Source organism: Lewinellaceae bacterium (assembly GCA_020636105.1).
Classification (GTDB): domain Bacteria; phylum Bacteroidota; class Bacteroidia; order Chitinophagales; family Saprospiraceae; genus BCD1.
The window spans coordinates 3,976,744-3,999,225 of record JACJYL010000001.1; the positions used below are offsets into that span (position 1 = coordinate 3,976,744).

Sequence of the window (22,482 nt, forward strand, 5' to 3'; positions counted from 1 at the left end):
CATGCTTAAATATCCAGGCCTATAGGCAAAGGTCTTGCCGCATCAGTTATTGCTCCAATTTTTATTGCGAAGCTTGTTCTGTTTTTAATATCTTCGTCCGTAACGATATGAATATCAAGCAATCCGGAAATTTTATAGCCTGTTCTGATAAAATAGTTGTATTCCAGACTTGTTCCCCATCCTTCTAACCACGATAGTAAGTTGTTGCGCTGATCCTCAGTGCCCTGGAAATGAATGAGAATATCAATGTCACTGCCCTGAGAAGCTGTCGCGTTTTTAGTACTTCCGAATACGTAAAAATTTTTCACTCCAAAACGTTCCGGATTCATTTTAGAAGCGATTTTTTCGGCTGCTTCTAATCGCCAACGCCAGTGAAAATCATTATTTTCTGCCTTTGTATGTTCTGTCGCTTGTTTTTCTTTGAATGCAGGGATAATAGATTTTTCTTCAAGGACAGCGACGGCTTTATTTTCATCTCCATTCATTAAAATTTTTAAACTATTACCACCGGTGCATGTGGAAATATCAATAACTTTTATTACTCCAGACAGGGAATTTAAATCCGGGAATAAACTGGATAAGATATTTGGTGAATCAGTAAAAAAAGATTCATTGAACGTATTGCCGAATTCATCAGGATAGAGCGGCAAATAAAGAATATTGGCTTCGACAAGATCTTGGAAAAAATGCGTTCCAAAGGAGAGCTCAGGCACATAATCTTTAAGTTTCCGGGCAATTTCAATTAAAACAGCCGTATTGTTGATTTCAGAATACGTGACACTTACACCTAGTTTAATATCTCCCCGGCTTCCCCACCGGCCAGGACCCAATAAAATAAATTGTCGTTTTGGTAAAAGTTTATTGAGTCGGCCTATCGCTCTTCCAACAGCTGCTAATTCTTCATAATTTGATAATTTCCCATATTGTTCCGGATCAACATATACAACATGTGTGATGTTTGAAACCATTCCATTTGTTATATACTTATTGGCCGAAAAGATTAATTTTTCTTTGGGAATATCAAAAGGTATGGTAGCCGGTTTACTTACTTTTCCATAACTTTGAGGTCTGCATTGAAGCAAATAAAAATCTTCTCCGTTATGAGCGAATTCAATGTCTACGGGATATCCAAGTTCTTTTTGAAGTACCGATAACGTAGCGTTAATTTGTTTAATAAAGTCTGTGTTATTCACCAGGTCATTGAAAGTAACGACATAATTTTCTTTTTCAAAGTTCATCCCCAAACGCCTGACCTGTTGGATATAATTCTCTGAAATCTTCGATACAATTTGATTGATAATAGGGTATTCTTTCCCGTGTTCTTTTAAGAGTTTATCGATTTTAATAGTTTCAAAACTGCGTTTTTCTAAATTGATAACATCCAGTTTTTTAGGCGAATACCTAACGATTTCATCTATGGCGACATTGGCTCTTAAATTAGGCTTGCCGGGAGCGATAAGTACCGGGTAATCATCACTCAAACGGTCAACGGCACGTGTTCCCAAACCGGGGACAAGCCTTATCAAACCGTCTTCTTGTTTAATTCTACTCGACCATCGGTAATTGTTTTGTGAAAATGCCACCCCGGCGAAAGCAGGAAAAAAATAGTCCCCTACTCTTTTTCCAACGACTTCCTGAATCATTATGGCCATTTCTTCATGAAAATAAATCAAGTCTCTTTCCAATCTGTATTCAATAGGGTCAGGACCAAAGGTGGAGGCATAAACTTCAGCAATGGCATCCGTTAGTTCGGAGAGCCTTTCCATTTTAGAACCCTGGTTAGAAATGAATAAACTTTTATATTTTCCGGCAAAAACAGCATCATACCTGTCCTCCAATAAACTGGTGCTTCTAATAATGAGCGGATAATTTCCAAAATCATCAAGCATTGCCGACAGTGCTTTTGTCATCTCAGGAGGAAAAGAAGAATTCTTAAAAACATGAGAGACGTAAGAGTATTCTTTTCTGATTTGCTCGATGTCTTTATGTTTTTGTTCTACAATGTCTTCAAGGTTATTGAACTTCATGAACTTCAATATTCCATCAGAAGTAATATACCAGGTATTGGGAATTTTAAATCGTTTGGCAAACTCGTCACTAAGTTTTGACTTTTTTAAAATATTTTCTGATAGAAAAAGCCCTGAACTTTTTCCGCCTAATTTACCATGGCTATTATTAGGATAGATGACCTTGCTTAATAAGTTGTAATAATCATCAACTCCAATAAAATCCTTAGCGACTTTGATGAATTTTTTCTGATCACTTAACAAGCGCCTGGAAAGCGTGATTCTAAGGCTTATCGCTCGAATCGGTGTCAGTTCCAGGCCATGGATTTTAAGGTGATGATACCGTTCCAACACACTGTTTATTTCATCGGTAGTCGAGCTGTCATTGTTTATAACATTGACAAGGAAACCAGATTGGTCTTGTTTAATCCAACGTCCAATACAATCAATAATTTCTTGTTCGTTTAAATGCTTGCTTGTAATTTCAAAAATTTCATTACTTAATATCAGAGAATCTAATTCCGTTTTAGCCTGGTAAGGAAAATTTGCTTCTTTGTACAAACCACTTTCTTCCGCATAGGTGGGATTAAAGAAGTCAAATAACTTTTCCCCTTCGGTAATGCCTTTCCAGCATAAATAATTTACCATTTTTCGCGAAATGCGGATTAACAATTTGGGATCTGTTTTTTTTAACATATCCAAAATTACTCTCCACTCTGGCTTTTTTTCTTTGCTTTTTAGTTTCTCCTCTTCAAAGACTGATTTTAATTGTTTGTGGAAATAATAGGCTCCCATTAAATCGGAAATGGTTTTAATAAGTTTTTTTTCTTCTTTTAAAAAAGGGCCATAATCGCATACGGGTCTTTCTTCGGTATAGAAAACTTGTATATTCCCGAGTTTTTCATCTTGTACTATAACATCTGACTCTAACACCCAGGAGGTTTCTTTATAATCAGGAGATTGAAAAACTGAATTTCGATAAGTAATTTTTACGGTGCAAATTTCAGGATATTGCCAACCCTGTGGAATGACTTTAATGATTCCTTTTGAGATCTCTTCCTCAGTTAAATTTAGATCACTTAAGAGTTCCTGAATTTGGTACAGGCAGTTGAGTTCTTTGGCTCTTTCCTTTAATTCATTAATTAAATCATTTTGGATGATTGACTTTTTCATATTTTAAAAATTACCCAGGCTTATTATCATTTAAAATGACTCCTTTTCCTTTACTGCCCGCTGCCTTAATAATCAATGGGTTTTTCGTTTTTACATGTTTTAGGAATGCGGTTTCTTCTACTATTTCAAAATCTGATAACCGGGCTATAATATCGCTATAGGGTTCCGAAGAAGGGACAGAAAAATAAAGCACCTGAAAACTTGATACATTATGAAAAAAATGAGATGCCTGGCTCATTTCCTGAATCATATTTTCCATAGTAGCCTCCACAATTACCTTTGCGCCGGAAATCTGGCTCCAATCAACAGGTATGCCTGCCCAGGAGTCTGTTGTACCCCAGCGGCCAAAACCGATTAATAAATATTGTCTCTTTTCGTTGACGATTTTCTTATTTATGGTCTCTATTTCTTTGGCAATTTCAAAGGTGTATTTTGCATCAAACGATCCGAGTTTAACAAAAACAATATCCGTCAAAGAATCGACTACCCCATTACCCAAAACACTTTCAGAAGCAATTAACACATTACTTCCTGTCATTTCATTGTCCGATAAATCAATTTTTTCCGATGAAACGACCATAGGTCTTACCTGCAAAAAACCGAATCTGTGGGGAGCCTCCTCAATGTTTTCAGAAAACGTAACGGCGAATTCAATTTCAACGGGAGCTTTAACTGCTTTTTCGCAAGCATCAATTAATTTTATAATGAGATCGTTTAAAGGAATACTTGACATTTTTAGGATAGGCGCAAAGTTCAGTATTTTTGCGCCCTGGCCTGACTGCCCCATCCGAATGCGATCGTTCTGTGCATCGTAAGTTGACACAATATTTTTTAAAGTGCCGTCTTTTTGAGCTTCGCTAATATGGTGCTCAAACATATACTCTGTTTCATTAATAGGGTCGTAAGCAGGGAGTTTACCTAAATTTACTGCCCAGAACTTCAACTGGGTATGTTTGAGCATTTCACCTATTGACTTAAATGGAGGGTCATTCCGTGGGGAGGCGGGAGTATAGGCCCAGGAGACTCCACCATCAACGATGGTTTTACCTAAGCCAAGAGCCAGGTTGACAACGCCGCTTTCCGGGGCAGCTCCTCCTGTAGGGTAAAAATTAAACGAACGCGCGACACCTGATATTTCAGGATAAAATTTTTCATCATGTTTTTTACCGACAACCTCCTGGATGATAACCGCCATTTTTTCATTGGCTGTTTTGTGTCTGGTAACTTTTATATAATTTTTTGGGGCTTTAAAAAATGTTGACGCATAAACATATTTTATTGCCTCAACCAATTTACGAAAACGGGTGTCAATATCCGGTTGATTATTGGGGGTCATTTTAGTACCATAAATTCCGGCAAAAGGTTCGTGCAAGGCATCTTCAAGCATACTCGAAGAGCGAATGGCGAGCGGACGTTTTACCTCCGATACAATCAAACGCAAATCTCCGAGAATATTAAAGGGCAGGTCTGCCTTTTGAAAGGCAAGCGCTATGCGGTCATCGGGCATATCAGATAAGGCTATCTGCGACAAGTCATTTAATTTCATGAAATCGTCAAAAACATCCGTTTTGATGACGATCATTTTTGGAATACTAATATCAAAATCGGGAAATTCTTCTTTGTTTATGCCAGATGTTAATATGTCATTGATGAATTCCAAACCTTTTGCTTTTCCTCCAAGTTCCCCTGTGCCGAGGTAGCAAATTTGATTGGTTGAAGTAAAGAAATTTTTATCTAGTTGCATTTTTGTTGATTAATCATGCTTCCCAATAAAAAGTCATTCAGAAAGCCATTAATGGGTTATCTGTCAAAGTATTATGAAAATTGAGTTTTACACAAGCCCAAACTTATCAAACCCAACCTCTTACATGGCATGCCCGTGCAACTCTGTCAACAGAAATGGCATAGGCTGCATCTCTCATGCCCAAATCATTTTGTTTGGAAAAATCACTCACCGCCGCAAAGGCTGTAGTCATTTTTACATCTAATTTGGCAAGCACCTCATCCTTTTCCCAATAATAGTTCATATTATTTTGCACTTGTTCAAAATAGCTGCAAATAACACCACCGGCATTCGCAAGAAAATCCGGGACAATGAAAATGTTCTTTTTATTTAAAATGATATCTGCTTCAGGAGCCGTAGGTCCATTGGCTCCTTCGGCTATTATTTTTACTCGCTTACTTATTTTTTCAGCATTTTCTCCGGTAATTTGATTTTCCAATGCTGCCGGCACAAGGATATCTACCTCCTGTTCCAGCCATGCTTCGCCTGGTAAAACTTCATAACCTAACGCTTTAGCTTTAACTTTATCAATACCGCCAAAAGTGTCCGCTATGCTGCGTAATTCCTCAAGATCGATGCCATCTATTTTCCTAAAAGAGTTGCTCTGTTTTTCTTCATTATCCCAGGAAGAAACGCACAAGGCTTTACCCCCCATTTTTTCATATAACTCAATGGCGTATTGAGAGACATTCCCAAATCCCTGGAAACTGGCTGTGGTATCCTCGGGTTTAATATTTAATTCTTTCAAAGCCTCTCTGACAGTAATAATGGTACCATAACCTGTTGCCTCTGTTCTTCCTTGAGATCCTCCCATACCAATGGGCTTCCCTGTAATAACACCCGGATATTTCGCCCCGGTAATCGTTTCAAATTCATCGAGCATCCAAAGCATATGTTGAGCGTTCGTCATGACATCAGGAGCGGGGATGTCGGTAAAAGGCCCTATATTTTTTACAATTTGACGAATCCACCCCCTGCATATTTGTTCTTGTTCAAATGGACTCAAATGGTGGGGATCACAAATGACGCCACCTTTTCCTCCTCCCAATGGGATATCGACCACCGAGGTCTTCCAGGTCATCCACATCGACAAAGCTCTTACGGTATCAACTGTTTCCATCGGGTGAAATCGAATACCTCCTTTGGCAGGACCGCGGGCATCGTTATGTTGTATTCTAAATCCACGGAAAATTTGTTTCGTACCGTCATCCATATGTACCGGAATAGTAAAATGAAATTCACGCATCGGGTTACGTAAAAATTCGCGTGTCGCTGTGTTTAATTCGAGTAAATCAGCTGCCCGGTCAAACTGTTTTTGTGCGGTTTGAAACGGATTATAAGTTTTCGTAGTCATAATTTCAATTGTCCAGATGGTTTTATTACCTAGACTTTATTTAAATAAATAAAAAATCTTAAACTTCAATTGTTCCAAAGCTCATCATTTTTCAGCACATTTCAAAGGAATATCGAGACCAATATTGAATAGGATTGTCCTTCCAAACAAAATAAAAATAGGCTTATTTGTTGGGAGGTGTTCAGAGGGGATTTCTACGTTAAAAAACATGATTAATGGGTATGTTCACATACTTATCAATGGCCTTTAAACAGCAATTGATGAATGGGCAGCCCTTTCAATTTAAAAGCCCTGTCACCATACTTTTTTTCAACCAAAGACACCTTGATTTGTCCCTCCCTTTCGCCCGGTAAAAATGTTCCTGTTTGGATCGTGTCCCATTTTTTATTCAATGGCCAGAAGTGTTGAAAAAATGGGACACGAACACCCCTTCATTTACATGGGCTTTGATACCTTTCATGTCTCCGCTAAACAGATAGTTATTTGGACCAATATCATTCAGATTCCTGTTTTATTTTTTGCGCATAGTTTTTAATGATTTCGATCGTACTTTCATCCTTTTCATAAACAGAGTACCAACCCTGGGATTCATGGGGAGGGTCTCCAATAAGCGGATCTCCTTTTTTCCAAAAGGCTCCCGGTTCCTTTGGCCTTCCTTCCCCTGCCCACGACCAGAAGTTGCAGCCCATAAATGCGGAGCCTGTGCTGATATTTTGAAGAAGCACATCAAAAAAGAAGGTGTAATACTGATCCCGGAGGATGGTCGGTGCTTCCGGATCATAATCTCGCCCGTCCCTGGAAACGCCGAACTCTTCAAAAACAAGGGGTTTTCCCAATTTTCCGGCAATGGCAATATGGTCATTCAAATACGCCAAAGAATTAACCAGCGCCTGTTCAAATGTCTCCGGTTGGTCAGGAGCATACCAGCTCCAGTTTTCCGCCCATAAATGGGCCGTGAGGTAATCGAGATTTTTAGATTTACTGACGTTTTCAAAATCCGTCCCGGTACTTTCGGCGGAAGTTTTTCCTTCGCCGCCAAGGCTGACGAGGTGATTTTTATCTTTTCGCTGGATGACCCCGGCTGTTTTGTCGGCCCATTCCAGGTAGGCCGGTACCTGGCCGAACCCACGGGGCTCATTTGCCAGTTGCCAGGCCATGATAGTGGGATCTTCCCGGTATTGAATACCGGAAACTGAATTGCGGCGGCGCAGGAGTTTTTTCATAAACTTTTTGCTGATCTGCTGCGCTTTTTTGTTGGAATAAAACTGAGCAGAAAACTGCTGGAATTCATCCCAGCTATGGCCCTCCAAATGAGGATAGGGAATAGGCTCTCCCGTAGCCCAGGAAACATATTGGGCCATTCCTCCCGACCATTGGAAAAAATTATTCAGGACCAGGACGGCCTTCATTCCCCGTTTATCCATTTCTGCCAGCAAAAAGTCCAACCCTTCCAAAAGGGTCTCGTCGTATTTTTTGGCTTCATATTGCACCGCGGGTTGTACCCGCCAGGGCGCATCAACAGGGCCTTCGCTTCCCGCTGTTACCCTTAGATTATTTACGCCTAAGGCCTGTAGTCGATCCAGCTCTCTGACCAGCCGTTCCCGGTCACCGGCGGCTCCGGCTGATCCCAGCCACATGCCAAACCATAAATTGGTGCCGATGAAATAATAAGGTTTCTCATCCAATACAAATTTTCCATCCTCAACGGTGATGAAAGGATTTTGCGCAGACAAACCAATAGATAAAATCAGTAAAAGAAATGCGGTGGTGATGAATTTCATAAGCCTTTAAAATGGTTGTGATTCCGTAAAAATAAAAATATAAAAAAAGACAGGGGCTAAGATAGGCCTGGAAAAGTGACTGCCAGGGGGGAAGTCATGTACATTTTAGGGGCTTTTGTTGCAAGGGGGGGTATTTGATCAAAGTTGAATTAGCATGAAACCGATTTTCTTCATTGCTCCGACTCACTTCTAAATGGAATATTGGTTATTTTGCGGAGTGTTTATTTTTTGCGCACGATTGGCGGATGCCGGTGGCGGCAAAATGGTGGCCGGTTGCGGAGATCGGGATATTTGGGTTGGTCGGGCAGGTATTTATGACGAAAGCCTTTCAGTTGGAAAAAACCAGTGTACTGGCGCCTTTTAAATACATGGAACTCGTGTACGCTCTTTTGCTGGGATTTATCTTTTTCGGAGAAACCTACCGATGGCTTCCTTTTGTTGGTATTCTGCTTATTATCCGGGACAACGGAGGGGATCTGCGCCCCAATCAACTGTTCCTTCGTCAATTGTACCGGCAATACAGCAGGCGGAGTAGCGGGAGGTTATACTGTTTTTACACCGTCATAAACATTGTGAGTATGATCAGGCATTTAATGTTCGTCGTCTTTATGTTATCCTTCTTTGATCTTGTATCCCAGGATTCCGGGCCCATTTACGATGTTTATGCTTTTGGAGCCATGGGAAACGGAATAGCCAATGATCAAAAAGCCATCCAAAAAGCCATTGATACCTGTAGTAAAACCGGTGGAACGGTATTGCTGAGAAATGGAACATTCCTGACAGGTCAACTCCTGTTAGTCAGCAATATGACGTTACGAATAGATTCCACAGCAGTCATTTTGGGGATCAAATCTGATGAAGAGATTTATTATCCGCATCACCTCATCGAGACTGAATATCCTAACCGGATGTTGGAAGATTGCCAAAGAAGACTGATCTATGGAAACAAGGTGAAAAACGTGATCATCACCGGCGGCGGCACCATTAACGGGCAGGGGGATCATGCCAAATGGGTGAATGTCAAAGGATTAGGGACTGAAAAAGACCGTCCTTCCCTCCTGGCGTTTGTGGCAAGCAAAAATATTACCGTATCCAATATCACCTTACTTTATCCTGCCTGCTGGACTCAGGTTTACATCGAGTCAGAGAATATTATCATTCAAAACATCAAGGTTAATACCGGGAAATTATCTCCTAATCGGGATGGGATCGACATTGTGGACTGTCACCACGTACTGATTGAGGATTGTTATATTCAGTCGGAAGATGATGGCATCTGTTTCAAAAGTGGTAGCGAGTATGGTTGTAAGGATGTCGTGGTAAGGCGATGCACGATGGATAAACTGAATGTGATGGCTGGTAACTGTATTAAACTTGGAACCGATGGATTGGGAAGCTTCGTTGACTTTGAATTTTCCGACCTGAAATTGATAAATGCGTATGCTCAAACCGCCATCGTCATTGAATCCATGGACGGAGCTTTGATCGACAATATCCAAATCCGGAATTGTGACATTGAAAATTGTGGCCAGGCCTTTTTTATCTTGCTTGGCGACAGGAAAAGAACGGTCCCCGACCGAAAACCCCGTATTGGTACCATTTCAAATGTTTATTTTGAAAATATAAAGGGGCGTCGGTTTACCCAGCAGTTCCCTTCGATTATTACCGGAATAAACGGTCATAATATTCAAAATGTCACTTTTGAAAATATTGACCTCGAGTTAAAAGGAGGCATCCGCTCCACGGACCAAAGTGTCATGGAATACGAAGGTAAGTATCCCGAAGGCAATAGGTTCGGAGAAACCAATGCCTACGCCTTTTTTGTCAGGCACACCGATGAAGTGTCATTTATTAACTGCAAAATCAATGCGGAGGAGAATGATCTGCGTCCGTGGTTGATTCCGGAAGATGTGAAAAAGTTGATTGTCAAATAGTGAGCACAAAAGCTGTCATTAGTATATTTCAATGAGTGATTACAATGGGAATACAAAGTTGTTCATTCATTTTTTTAATTGGATCAAAATTTAAAATTCAAAGTAATATTTCAATCAAAAAAATAACATTCATAAAATATGAAACTTATTTTCTCAACGATTACGATACTACTGCTCTCAGGAATACTTAATGGTCAAACGAGAGATACGATTTATTTATGGCCGGATGAAGTGCCAGGAGAAACAGGAGCAAAACATGCCCCCATCCAAACGGATAATACAAGTGGCGATGTCATTCGATTGACGGATATTACCAACCCCGCTTTAATCGTTTTTGAACCTGACAAAAAATCTGATTCGGGAGCCGGTATAATCATTTGCCCGGGAGGTGGTTATAATATTCTGGCAATTGATAAAGAAGGTTACGAAATAGCAGCATGGTTTAATAACCTTGGGCACACCGCTTTTGTCTTGCAATATCGTGTGCCAGACAAACAAAAAGGTGCATTAAATGATATTCAGAGAGCGGTACGAATTGTCCGTGATAAGGCTGAGTACTATAACATAAATACAGAAAAAATAGGTGTGTTAGGCTTTTCTGCAGGAGGAAGTTTATGTGCCCGGTCATCAACCATGTTTACCGAAAATTCATATTCTCCAATTGATGGTATAGACACCTTGTCTTGTCGTCCGGATTTTTCAATGTTAATTTATCCGGCCTATTTGGATATGGGAGAAAATAATAGCCTTACCCCGGAATTAACCATAACGGAAAAAACACCTCCTTTTTTCATTTTTGGAACTGCCGATGATAAATATGGTAACAGTTCTTTGATCATGGCAAAAGCCCTGAGAGATAACAACATATCTGTTGAATTACACTTATTACCAAAAGGAGGACATGGTTATGGTTTGCGCCCGGGAAATATCGCTGCGGAAACATGGCCTTCACTGGCGAAAGACTGGCTAAACAAGTTAATAAACTGAGGGACTTAAAAAAATACGTAACCATGGCTAAAATAAAAATTCTACTACTATTGATTTTATTTTCCAATAGTATTTATTCGCAAGCCGGTTATCCTGTTGATACTTCCTATACGGTTCGAAGCGCTTTTGAAAAAGAGGTAAAAAATATCCCTTCATTGAAATCGTAAAACCGGTTAAACATAAAGGTGTAAAGCAGAAAAAGGGTATCGTTTATTAAGAATTTGGACATAGATCCCTTGTTTTAGACGCTTTTTATCCAAAAACCCAAAGACCCAAACCATCAGTTATGCTCATACACGGTGGCGGATGGAAATCGGGCAATAAATCCCACATGGAACCTTTGGCGTGTATTTTATCTTCAAAAGGTAATGCCTGTTTCACTATAGAATACCGATTGTCTCCGGAAGCCATCTTTCCAGCCGGGATCTATGATGTCAAAGCGGCTATTCAATTTATCAAAACCCATGCAAACGAATTTCATGTGGATACCACAAAAATGGCCGTATTTGGATGCTCTTCCGGAGGACAGATGGCCGCCTTGACAGGGAGACAACAAACGGGATGAAATATTTAAAAGCCATGCAGCGTTGAAGAAAACAACTGAAAGAGCAACCCCGAACTTCGGAAGGCGGTTTTTGGCATAAAAAAAGATATCCGTCGCAAATGTGGCTGGATGGGGTATTTATGGGTTCGCCCTTTTATGCACAATATACCGTCCAGTTTGAAGAAGGGAATTACCTGGAAGCTTCAGGAACCGCCATGTTTGCTTACGCCCTGGCAAAAGGGGTAAACAAAGGCTATTTGCCGGAAGAATACAAAGCCGTTGCCAACAAAGCTTTTGATGGATTGACCAGAGATCTTGTTAAGCTTGGCGAAAATGGCGAGGTCATTATTACCCAGGTCTGCGCCGTAGCCGGATTAGGTGGCGATCCTTACCGGGACGGATTCTTTGACCGGTAAGGGAAAAACTTCGTGCCTGTGTAGCCCAAACACCTGGATAATTCAATAAAAACAAAATTATGGAACCCATCAATACAGCTTTATGCTCTTTTGGAATGAGCGGATATGTCTTTCATGCACCCTTCATCAACGTCCATCCCCTGTTTAATTTATATGGTGTTTGGGAAAGGACTAAAAACGAAGCGGAGCAACAATACCCGGGAGTAAAAACTTTCCGGACACTGGAGGAACTGTTAGCCGATACGCACATTGAACTGGTTGTAGTCAATACCCCGAGTGTTACGCATTACGATTTTGCCAAACAGGTACTACTGGCCGGTAAACACCTGGTGGTGGAAAAACCCTTTACCGCTACCGTTCAGGAGGCAGAGGAATTAATTCAATTGGCTGAAGCGAAAAATCTAAAACTCTCCGTTTTCCAAAATCGCCGATGGGACAGTGATTTTCGTACCGTAAAAAAAATCCTGGACGAAGGCTTGCTCGGAGCAATTGTGGAGGCAGAAATCCATTTTGACCGTTTCTCCCCGGAGCTGAGTCCCAAGATCCACAAGGAGACGCCAACCCCTGCCGTCGGCGGGTTGTACGACCTCGGTTCACACCTCATTGACCAGGCGCTCCAATTGTTTGGACTGCCCATCGCTTTATTTACCGATTTACAGGTAACACGGCCCGGTTCACAAGTGCAAGATTATTTCGATCTGAAACTCTATTACCCTTCCCACCGGGTGATCCTCAAGTCGAGTTATTTTGTCCGGGAAGCCCTGCCCGGATTTGTTTTGCACGGCACCAAAGGCTCTTTTTTGAAATCCAGGGCTGATGTCCAGGAAAAACAACTCATTGCCGGAAAAATACCCGGAACAGCAGGTTATGGCATAGAACCGGAAACAGAAAAAGGATTATTGCACACAGAGCAGAATGGGAAGATTATCCGCGAACAGGTTCCCACCCTGAATGGCAATTATATGGATTATTATGAAGGGATATACAATGCGATACGAAATGGCGAGCCCGTACCTGTGTCTGCAGCCGATGGCATGAACGTGATCAGGGTGATTGAGGCGGCGGTTCAAAGCAGTAGGGAAAAGAGGGTGGTTGAGTTGTGAGGATGAGGCTTGATTTTTTAATTACGAAATCTTGTTGGTTGTTTTTTTGATGTTTGCACTTTGCCCGGAACAGGCCCCATCCTGATCCTGACAAAAAAAAGACCCATCCGCAATGATTGCAAATGAGTCTTTTACTTGCGCCCCTTCTAGGACTTGAACCTAGGACCTACGGATTAACAGTCCGGCGCTCTAACCAGCTGAGCTAAAGAGGCTTTTATTGTATTGGAGCATCTTTCTCTAAAAATGCGAGTGCAAATGTAAACTATTACTTACAAATGTGCAATAGTTGCCTCTTAATTTTTTCATTTTTTTTATCCCTTGTTCTCGGGCCTGGCCATAATATCCATTAGATCAACTCATTCCAAAGGAAGAAAACAACAAGGCATTCCGTTTACTTGCTCAACCGTAATACCTGCCCGATGCTGATGGTATTGTTTGAAAGACCATTCAACTGTTTAAGATCATCGACCGTCAGATTATGCCTCTGGGAAATATTCCATAAGGTATCTCCTTTTTGGACTGTGTAGGTCAAAACCGTTACTGCAGGAACCGTTTCCGTTTCCGGAATGGTCGCCCTTTCCGGCAGTTCGGTAATATTGGGCAAAACAGGATTAACGGGTGGATCGATGGCCCAGTCCATAAAAGTTTCATCGGTTTCCTCCCCGGGTCTTTCGGGCACTTCGATTCCGGTGGCCAGCTTTGGCCTTACTTTTACCCGTGCTCCCCGCAGCATGATCTGGCTTCCGGGAGCGGGTTCCATGCCTTCCTTCATCCTGTTTTTATAGTTCAGCCAGAATAAACTGACGCCATACATCTGTGAGATATCCAGCATCGTCTCCCCGACCATCACCTGGTGGTAAGGCAACTCACTTTCCATATTGTTCCATTTCTTCTGCTTGAGAAAAATGATCTGCCTATCCTTAAGGTTTTGATTGTCATCCTTCAAACCATCGTTGTACTTAATCAACTGACGGACTGAAACGCCAATCCTGGAAGCCAGCACTGCAAGGGTTTCCCCGGCATTGGCCGTCACATAGGGCAGGCCATTGATGTAGAGGAAATCAGTCTCAACATTGGCTACCGGAGGCAAAACATAATTATCCGCATCATACTGTTGCAGTGCGTAACGCTCGATAATACCAATCAACAGTTGCGGGTAGTCCGGATTGGTGGCATAACCCGCCTGGAGCAAGCCTTTGGCCCATGCCACATAATCTGTGATACTGAGTTCGAACAAGGGTTTGTACCAGGGCTTATTGGGATGCCTCAAAAAATCGGAATGCGCCACGAAACTCTCTTCCGGGGTATCGTATTTTCTAAAGCAGGACATGACGAGGTCACCATTGGCATTCCGATCATCGTCCTTCTTGTAGAAGGTTTCTCCATACCAGTCGCTGCCGCATTTGATCCCAAAATGGTTGTTGCCTTCAACGGCCAGCCAGCTCGTTCCAGCACTGGATTCCAGGATGCCCTGCGCCAGGGTAATACTCGCCGGTATGCCTGCACGGTGCATCTCCTGGATAGCTATAAATTTGTATTTTTGAATGTAATCGAGATGAGCCTGGCTTGGGATTTGAGCCACAAGGCCTGTGACGCAGGTCATTACCCATGCGATGGGGAGAAAAATGATTCGATTGCACATGTCTTTCTTATTAGGTTATGTAGGTTTCCTGTGCATAATAGAATGGTTTGGTTATTGATTTATGATCCGATTGAACTATAAAACGGTTCCCTTTATGGTAAATTTCAGGAAAAAGGAATTTTAAAACGGATTTAACAGGGTGGTAAAATTTTTAACGTTTCCGGCGTTGTTTGCAAAAGGCTTGATATTTTGTTTATTTTCAAATCCCCAATCATACCAATCCTAAAATCAGGGAAATCCTGATCCTGACAAAAAAATAGGCCATTCAATTAAATTTATATTGATGGTAAAGTCGAGCGTAGTTCTCCTCAAAAAATGATTAAATTAGCCGAATTAACATTATTTTAGAGCAATCATTTTTCGCCAAGACTCGTGAAAACTATTGTCCGATGTACAAAACACTTTTGAATGCCTTATTTTTCTTTTTGTTGGTAGTACCTGTTTCAGGCCAGGAAATCCTGAACACTTCAAACAACTGGTATTTTGGTGACCGGGCAGGGCTGGATTTCAACACCTCCCCACCGACAGTGCTTACCGATGGCCAATTGGACACCCAAGAGGGCGTTGCCACCATTTCCGACAATAACGGAGCCTTGTTGTTTTATACGGACGGCGTAACCGTCTGGGATCAAACCCACCAAATCATGCCGGGGGCCAACGGAGTGCTTAATGGCCACTTTTCTTCCACACAGTCCTCGATCATCATCCCCAATATCGGCAACAACCACCTGTACTATATTTTTACAACGGACGAACTGGGCGGCAGCGACGGTCTGGCTTACACCACCATCGATATGTCGCTCCCGGGCAACGGTTCTGCGGGGACTCCTCTGGGGGATGTAATCCCCGGAACGCTCAATATTCAACTATCCACTCCCGTCACCGAAAAACTCACCGGGGTTCTGAAACCCGACTGTACCGGGTATTGGGTCATCGCCCATGGCTGGAACAACAACCGGTTTTTGGTGTACGAGGTAACTTCTGATGGGGTAAACCCTGTTCCGGTGATCAGCAATGTCGGAAACATCCATTCCGGGGGTAGTAACAACAACAATGCTGTTGGTTACATGAAAATTTCATCCGATGGACAAAAACTTGCGCTGGTCAACAGGGCCAACGGAACAATCGATGTGTATGATTTCAACAATGTCAACGGTGCTGTATCCAATGAGGTCGAAATTGTTCCCAATGATCCTTTGACCTATGGCATTGAATTTTCGCCTGGAGGCCATTACCTCTATATCGGGGGAGAATTTCTTGTTTCGAGATACGAATTTGGTTCCGGGACCCTGACTGACGTTCCGATAGACGATCCCTTCGCCTGGGGTGGCTCGGAAGTGGTTCGTGCGCTGCAACTCGGCCCTGATGAGAACATCTATATTTCCGTCAGATACAGCGAGTATTTGAGTGCCATTTATGACCCGGATGGGATGAACCCCACTATAAGCGCCTACGCCATTTTTCTCGACCCCGATAATACAGGCAGGAATTGCCGATTCGGATTGCCAAATATTTTTTACCGCGACTTCAGTCCAAACGCGGGAACCGGCATTACCCTAAACACCTGCCCCGGGGGAGAGGTATTTTATAACGGCAGTTTTTACCCGGAAGGTTCCGTCAATGAAATCAGCCTCATGGGAACCAACGGTTGTGATTCTTCGGTGATATTAACCGTTGAACCTTTTGTTGTTTCCAACGAAATAATCGAGACAACAACCTGTGAAGGCCATTTTTATGACTTCAATGGAAACTTAATTGAAGCAGGCAGCCAGCAAACGTTTACTTTTTCCGATGCAAACGGCTGTGATTCTGTCGTTACCGTGGTAGTGAACATCAGTGATGAAGAATCGGATCTGGCGATCAGTCTGTGTCCTGGGGAAACCTACCTGTTCAATAATGCCATTTATACAGCAGGTACGGACACCACATTTTTCTTTCAGAATGCAAACGGCTGTGATTCCCTTATTAATCTAACCGTTTCAGCCAGCTCGGAAGTGAATTTTAGTTTAAATACAGAAAACGCCTGCTGGAATATGAATACGGGAAGCATTTCGGCTCAGGACATAAACGGTGGGGTGCCTCCTTATACATTTTCTTTGGATGGCCAGCCTTTTGTGGCGCAACCTGTTTTCGAAAACCTCCCATCCGGAGTATATACCTTTTTTGTGCGTGATGCCAATCAATGCCTGTTCGAACAAACTATTGAAATAGCAGAGACCAATGAACTTCAAATCGAAGTGACCGATCCGGTCTTTCCCTGCGATTTGGACAGCCTCATAATTTCCGTGAACCTGCTCAGCGGGGACCCTAACGGCATTTCGTGGAACTGGTCCAACGGATCTGATCAGCAACAGACAACCATTTTCCAGACAGGAACCTATTCATTGATCATGAGTAATCCATGCCAAACATTGGAAACAACCATAAACGTACAACGTGAAGGAGAGAATCCGGAAAATTTTTTTTACATCCCCAATGTATTTTCACCTAATGGTGATGGCTTCAACGACCGGTTTGAGATATCTCCAAAAAAAGACCTGGAAGTAGTGGATTTTGAAATCCACATATTCAATCGTTGGGGAGACCTGCTTTTTGAATCCAGGGACCTGGATTTTTCCTGGGACGGCAGTTTTTTAGCCACAAAAATGAACAACGGGGTTTATGTCTGGTGGATCAGTGCTACAGTCATTTCCTGCCATGAACCCATTGAAATTTTTGACAAAGGCGATGTCGCGGTGATCCGGTAAAGGTGGAACAGGCTTTTGCAAAAAAAAATAAGTCCGAAAATTCCATTTCCAGTGACCAACCCTTATCTTGAAGCGTCCAAATGTTAAACTTAGTTTAAAAATAAAGCTAAGTAAGTAAAAAACCGTTATCTTTGTACCGGCAATGATGCCCAAAACTATTACACCATGGATATTTACACTTATGCAGCCACCAAACTCGATCAAACCGGCTTCCTCGATGTAGAGGTAGATCCTACCCTGGACCTGGTCGCTGAGATCAAGCGATTGAAAAAAGAAAAAAATGCCGTCATCCTGGCCCACTACTACCAGGATTCCGAGATCCAGGATGTGGCCGATTATATTGGAGACAGTCTCGGGCTTTCCCAGCAAGCCGCGGCCACAGATGCGGATATGATCGTTTTTGCAGGCGTACACTTTATGGCCGAAACAGCCAAAATGCTCTCTCCCAATAAAAAGGTTTTGTTGCCCGACCTTAAAGCCGGGTGCTCCCTGGCCGACTCCTGCCCGCCGGCGCTGTTCAGAAAATTCAAAGAAAAATATCCCGATCATGTGGTCGTCAGTTACATCAATTGTACCGCAGAGCTTAAAACATTGACGGATATTTGCTGTACCTCTACCAACGCCAAACATGTGATCAACAGCATTCCCAAAGACAAAGGCATCATTTTTGCGCCTGACAGGAACCTGGGCCAGTACCTCATTAAGGAAACCGGCCGTGACCTCGTGCTCTGGAACGGCAGCTGTATGGTGCACGAAATTTTCTCCCATGAGAAGATCACCAAACTCATGATGCGTCACCCGAATGCCAAATTCATCGCCCATCCGGAATGTGAAGCACATTTATTGGAAAAAGCACATTTCATCGGTTCCACTACCGGACTGTTGAAATTCACCCAGCGCGATGAAGCCACTGAATTCATCGTTGCGACGGAACCCGGCATCATTCACCAAATGCAAAAAGCTTCTCCCGACAAAACATTCATCCCTGCGCCACCCACCAATAACTGCGCCTGCAATGAATGTCCGCACATGAAACTCAATACCATGGAAAAACTATACCTGTGCATGGAACATGAATTGCCGGAAATTATCCTGCCTCAATGGATCATCGAACAGGGCGTGGCTTCCATTGATCGTATGCTGGAAATTTCTGCTAAAGCGGGATTGTAATTTCCATCAATACTCACGGTTTCAGAGAAGTATGTGGGCAAAAATAGGTTCAAATTGTTTCAAGTTGAGCAAAGTGAAATCGTATCCGGAGGTTAGAGTAGCAAATCACTTCTACATTCGGTGCCTGCCTGCTACTGCGTGAAGCGGAAGGCAGGTTCATTATTCGGTGTTCTGCGGTTCTGAGCCGTTATTCCTTGTTGAACCTTCCATCAATCAATAAGATTGGGAATGTATGGAAGGCATTACTGAACAACTGAAAATCGAATATCGAATAATGAAGTATTGTCATTCACTGATATAGATTGACTGCTTTTTAGGCAAATTCATGTATTTTTGTTCTCCACCGCAAACCACTAAAACGAAGTCATTCAAATACATAAAATTTACTCCTTGTTATGAAACCTACTTTATTGATACTCGCTGCCGGAATGGGCAGTCGCTACGGCGGACTCAAACAACTGGACGGCGTTGGCCCCAATAACGAAGCCATTATAGAATATTCCATTTTTGATGCCATGCGTGCTGGTTTTGGCAAGGTGGTTTTTGTTATTAGGAAAGATATTGAAGATGTATTCCGGGAAAAAATCGGCAGCCAGTTTGAAGGCAAAATAAAAGTGGAGTACGTATTCCAGGAACTCGACACGCCCGTCAAAGGGATTACAAAATGGCCCCACCGGGAAAAACCATGGGGTACTGCCCACGCCATGCTGGTCGCTCATGAAGTGGTCAAAGAACCCTTTGTAGTGATCAATGCTGATGACTATTACGGCGTTTCCGCTTATACGGATATGGTCAGGTTTTTGACAACATCCTGCACCCCCGACCATCATGCCATGGCCGGTTATTTTCTGGACAATACCCTTTCCGAACATGGGGAGGTCAACCGGGGAGTTTGTGAAATGAATGAAGACAATTACCTCATCGATGTAGTGGAAAGACTCAATATCCGCCGGAATCAAAATGGGGTAGCGGAATATTTAGAAAATGGAAACCGTTTCCCGCTCCAGGACGGCACCCTGGTTTCCATGAATTTCTGGGGTTTCCATCCCGCCATTTTTGAAGACATCCGTGAAGAATTTGTCAAATTCGTCGAAGCCAACCAAAACAACCCTAAGGCTGAATTCTTTATTCCGCTTTTTGTCAACGCTTTTATCAAAAGGGGCAAAATAAAAGTCAGCGTGCTGCCCTGTAACGACAACTGGTATGGGGTAACTTATATAGAAGATAAGGAAAAAGTGCAGGAAGCTTTTGCAAAATTGATCGCCGATGGCGTTTATAAAAAAGATCTTTGGTAGATCAGCTGAATGGCGGACCTGACTTAAAGCCAGGCCCGCCATTCATGATCATTATTTTACCAAAACCAGTTTTTCCACCACTCTTTTACCTTCGCTAATCATTTCCACAAAATACATCCCTCCCGACTGGCCACCGAGGTCCAGGCGCTCTTCCAGCGATTTACCTGAAACTTCCCGGGAAAGCACCACCTGTCCGGTTACATTCCTGACTTTAAGTTCCACTGTTTTGTAGGTACTAAAACCTGCCGTGAAATAAAACAATCCGTCCGTCGGATTCGGCGATAAACTCAAATATTCCAGGCCCGCTATCTCGTGGATTCCATTGACTACACAAGTGGCCGTAGCCTCCGAGGTACAACCATTGGCATCCTCCACACTGACCAAAATTTCATCCGTCACCACCTCCGGTGTCCAGCTGATGGAAAACGGAGCCACTCCGCCTGAAATATTAATAAACGGCACACAACTTTGATTTTCAGAATCAGGCATCAGTTGGATATTGATCACTATCTCATTCGGATGTTGAATTTCTACCGCTACGGATTCTGTCTGAACCTGATTGGCATCAATGGCCGTCAATGAATAAACTCCCGCAGGAATATTGGCGATACATTCTCCTTCAAGGGTAAAACCGTTACCATCTTCCCACAGGAAAGTATAAGGAGGCAACCCTCCGAGGGCCGCCGCACAGGCCATTCCGTCATTTTCACCAAAACAGGAAACACCTGTCGTAGAGGTATTTTCAACAGAAAGGGCCGCACCACAATCGGCAAGAACCACTGCATCCGACCAGATAAACTGACGTTCCGTAAGCGCTTCGAAGGTCACAAAAGGAGGATTGGGGAAATAGGTCTGAACGAATCCAGCATAAAAAGTCTGGAAAAGATTTCCCGAACAATCAAAGAATGAGGTATATCCTCCATCATCTGAGTTGCCATGCGAAGCCAGGAAAACCGTACGGCCATTCCAATTCGCTTTTTCTACCCAATCGTACAAATCCACATTATGACTAATGGTATCCCGCAGCCACTGCATGCAATGAAAATTTTCCTGGCAATCGGCACAATCCACTTCCGAATCACGGACCGTAAGCAATTCAACATTGTTATCATTGATCAACAAATGCCATTCAAAAACAAAACCATTATCATTCCCCCAGGTATCCTCGATCTCCAATGACCAGGTACCATTCAGCGGGCATCCGATAAAATTATCAAATGATTCATAAGCAGAATAAGTTCCCGCCGGCAATGTCTGCAATCCCCCTTTTATATTTTGAAGGATCGTTCCGCTAATGGAAGTGGATTTCCAGCAATACTGGTAGCCCGTTCCTGGTATCGCCACATCATTATCATTATCAATGGGCTCCCCCATAAAAACTTCTCCACCCACATTTCCGGGGTGGTCATGCAGGATGATCTTTGTGCCGTCAGGGCATCGCAATCCAATAGCCAGATCTCTCAACCAGGAGTGCTCCATCGTTACACAAATCTCAAAATCATCCCCTGAAGTGACTACAGCATCCGCCGCAAACTGATCGACCACCATAGGAACGATTAGCGACTGGCCGGTAGCATCAGGAATGAGTAAAGGCATCTCTATGGTATTGACTGCGGGGAATTGAGCCACACATCCTAAACTGTCCGTCACCGTAACCGAATATCCCCCGGGAGAAAGCCCGGCGATATTTTGAGTAGTAGTTCCGGTATTCCACTGGAAACTATAAGGAGCCACCCCGTCTGTAACCGATATATTGATGATTCCATCGCTGGCTCCGGCACAGGAAGCCCCCAAAACCTGGGCTGAAACATTCGGACAATTCACCTGGGCAGAAAGGGAAAACAGCAGCAAAAGAAAAGAAAGGGTCGTAAAAAACTTCATACGGAAATCATTTTAAGCGTAAATAATGCGCCTAAAGATATTAATTTTTATTGCTCGTTGATTTTTATTTTCAAAACAATGCTTTGGGCGTGTCCCCAAGGGGCCGGGCTGTTTCGGGGTTAATCAGCCTGCGCCGCTTCGCGTCTTGTCCGGTGCCCTGCACCGCCCCTGCTCATCCCTCACGCAAAAAATCCCTCCAGCAAACAAACAATTTTCAAACCTCCACCTTACTTCCGTTTCCCCGGAGGTTTGCTCCTCGACCGTTTACTCCTGTCGTAAAAAGAAGGCCCTTTAGAAGAAACCCACTTCAGGAATTTTTGAATTTCCGGATGCTCCCGGAGTTTTTCAGCCGTTTTGTATTCGGCGGCAAGTTCTTTTTCGGTAAACAATGAATGGATCTTGGAGTGGCACACTTTATGGATATACTCGGTTTCCCGGCCTCCCTTGCTTTTGGGAATAAAGTGATGTTTATCCACCGAGCCGTCATCATACATGAGCCTTTGGCAAATCGGGCAGGAGCCCAGTTCTTTCTTCATAACCAAAACATATTTTCACCAATAAAAGCCACTGACAAGGAAAAAGTTCAGGTATCTCACCAAAAAAAATCCCGAATTTTGACAAAAGCCAAAATTCGGGATGATTCAATCTGTTATTTGCAAATATTCC

15 protein-coding genes, 1 tRNA gene and 1 pseudogene are annotated in these 22,482 nt (G+C 42.8%); 9 read left to right on the plus strand and 8 right to left on the minus strand.

Annotated features, from left to right (window positions below):
- Positions 1-5: 5 nt before the first annotated feature.
- From H6571_14910 to H6571_14925, 4 genes are all read right to left on the minus strand, one after another.
- Positions 6-3,179, minus strand: a complete 3,174-nt coding sequence (locus tag H6571_14910; GenBank protein MCB9325029.1) for a nucleotidyltransferase domain-containing protein — start codon at positions 3,177-3,179, stop codon at positions 6-8.
- Between the two features lie 10 nt (positions 3,180-3,189).
- Positions 3,190-4,923: a hypothetical protein gene (locus H6571_14915; protein ID MCB9325030.1), complete on the minus strand. Its 1,734-nt coding sequence runs from the start codon at positions 4,921-4,923 to the stop codon at positions 3,190-3,192.
- A gap of 106 nt (positions 4,924-5,029) precedes the next feature.
- The gene (locus tag H6571_14920; protein ID MCB9325031.1) at positions 5,030-6,316 is read right to left on the minus strand and encodes a Glu/Leu/Phe/Val dehydrogenase; all 1,287 of its coding nucleotides are present in this window, start codon (positions 6,314-6,316) and stop codon (positions 5,030-5,032) included.
- Positions 6,317-6,810: 494 nt separating this feature from the next.
- Complete coding sequence (locus H6571_14925) at positions 6,811-8,097, minus strand: cellulase family glycosylhydrolase (GenBank protein ID MCB9325032.1); 1,287 nt, start codon at positions 8,095-8,097, stop codon at positions 6,811-6,813.
- A 173-nt stretch (positions 8,098-8,270) separates the two neighbouring features.
- Here H6571_14925 and H6571_14930 point away from each other — a divergent pair, with 173 nt between their 5' ends.
- From H6571_14930 to H6571_14955, 6 genes and pseudogenes are all read left to right on the plus strand, one after another.
- Positions 8,271-10,031: an EamA family transporter gene (locus H6571_14930; protein ID MCB9325033.1), complete on the plus strand. Its 1,761-nt coding sequence runs from the start codon at positions 8,271-8,273 to the stop codon at positions 10,029-10,031.
- Between the two features lie 138 nt (positions 10,032-10,169).
- Entirely contained in the window at positions 10,170-11,018 is an 849-nt protein-coding gene (locus H6571_14935; protein ID MCB9325034.1) for an alpha/beta hydrolase, read from the plus strand.
- A gap of 23 nt (positions 11,019-11,041) precedes the next feature.
- Positions 11,042-11,185, plus strand: coding sequence for a hypothetical protein (locus H6571_14940; protein MCB9325035.1), 144 nt, complete (start codon positions 11,042-11,044; stop codon positions 11,183-11,185).
- Between the two features lie 68 nt (positions 11,186-11,253).
- Positions 11,254-11,583 (plus strand): annotated as a pseudogene (locus H6571_14945) (alpha/beta hydrolase).
- Between the two features lie 35 nt (positions 11,584-11,618).
- Entirely contained in the window at positions 11,619-11,978 is a 360-nt protein-coding gene (locus tag H6571_14950) for a glycoside hydrolase family 88 protein (protein MCB9325036.1), read from the plus strand.
- A 59-nt stretch (positions 11,979-12,037) separates the two neighbouring features.
- Positions 12,038-13,081: a Gfo/Idh/MocA family oxidoreductase gene (locus H6571_14955; protein ID MCB9325037.1), complete on the plus strand. Its 1,044-nt coding sequence runs from the start codon at positions 12,038-12,040 to the stop codon at positions 13,079-13,081.
- A 138-nt stretch (positions 13,082-13,219) separates the two neighbouring features.
- Here H6571_14955 and H6571_14960 read toward each other — a convergent pair.
- Positions 13,220-13,293 (minus strand) — tRNA-Asn (locus tag H6571_14960).
- Between the two features lie 179 nt (positions 13,294-13,472).
- The gene (locus H6571_14965) at positions 13,473-14,723 is read right to left on the minus strand and encodes a LysM peptidoglycan-binding domain-containing protein (protein MCB9325038.1); all 1,251 of its coding nucleotides are present in this window, start codon (positions 14,721-14,723) and stop codon (positions 13,473-13,475) included.
- A 389-nt stretch (positions 14,724-15,112) separates the two neighbouring features.
- Here H6571_14965 and H6571_14970 point away from each other — a divergent pair, with 389 nt between their 5' ends.
- The 3 genes from H6571_14970 to H6571_14980 all read left to right on the plus strand — a co-directional run bounded on the left by H6571_14970 (position 15,113) and on the right by H6571_14980 (position 19,935).
- A complete protein-coding gene (locus tag H6571_14970; protein ID MCB9325039.1) occupies positions 15,113-17,470 on the plus strand; it encodes a gliding motility-associated C-terminal domain-containing protein in 2,358 nt (785 codons plus the stop codon).
- A 165-nt stretch (positions 17,471-17,635) separates the two neighbouring features.
- A complete protein-coding gene (gene nadA, locus H6571_14975; protein ID MCB9325040.1) occupies positions 17,636-18,640 on the plus strand; it encodes a quinolinate synthase NadA in 1,005 nt (334 codons plus the stop codon).
- Between the two features lie 395 nt (positions 18,641-19,035).
- Positions 19,036-19,935, plus strand: a complete 900-nt coding sequence (locus H6571_14980) for a nucleotidyltransferase (protein MCB9325041.1) — start codon at positions 19,036-19,038, stop codon at positions 19,933-19,935.
- A gap of 51 nt (positions 19,936-19,986) precedes the next feature.
- On the opposite strand, the gene H6571_14985 is transcribed toward H6571_14980, so the two are convergent.
- Complete coding sequence (locus H6571_14985) at positions 19,987-21,816, minus strand: T9SS type A sorting domain-containing protein (GenBank protein ID MCB9325042.1); 1,830 nt, start codon at positions 21,814-21,816, stop codon at positions 19,987-19,989.
- A 227-nt stretch (positions 21,817-22,043) separates the two neighbouring features.
- The gene (locus tag H6571_14990) at positions 22,044-22,352 is read right to left on the minus strand and encodes an HNH endonuclease (protein MCB9325043.1); all 309 of its coding nucleotides are present in this window, start codon (positions 22,350-22,352) and stop codon (positions 22,044-22,046) included.
- Positions 22,353-22,482 lie beyond the last annotated feature (130 nt).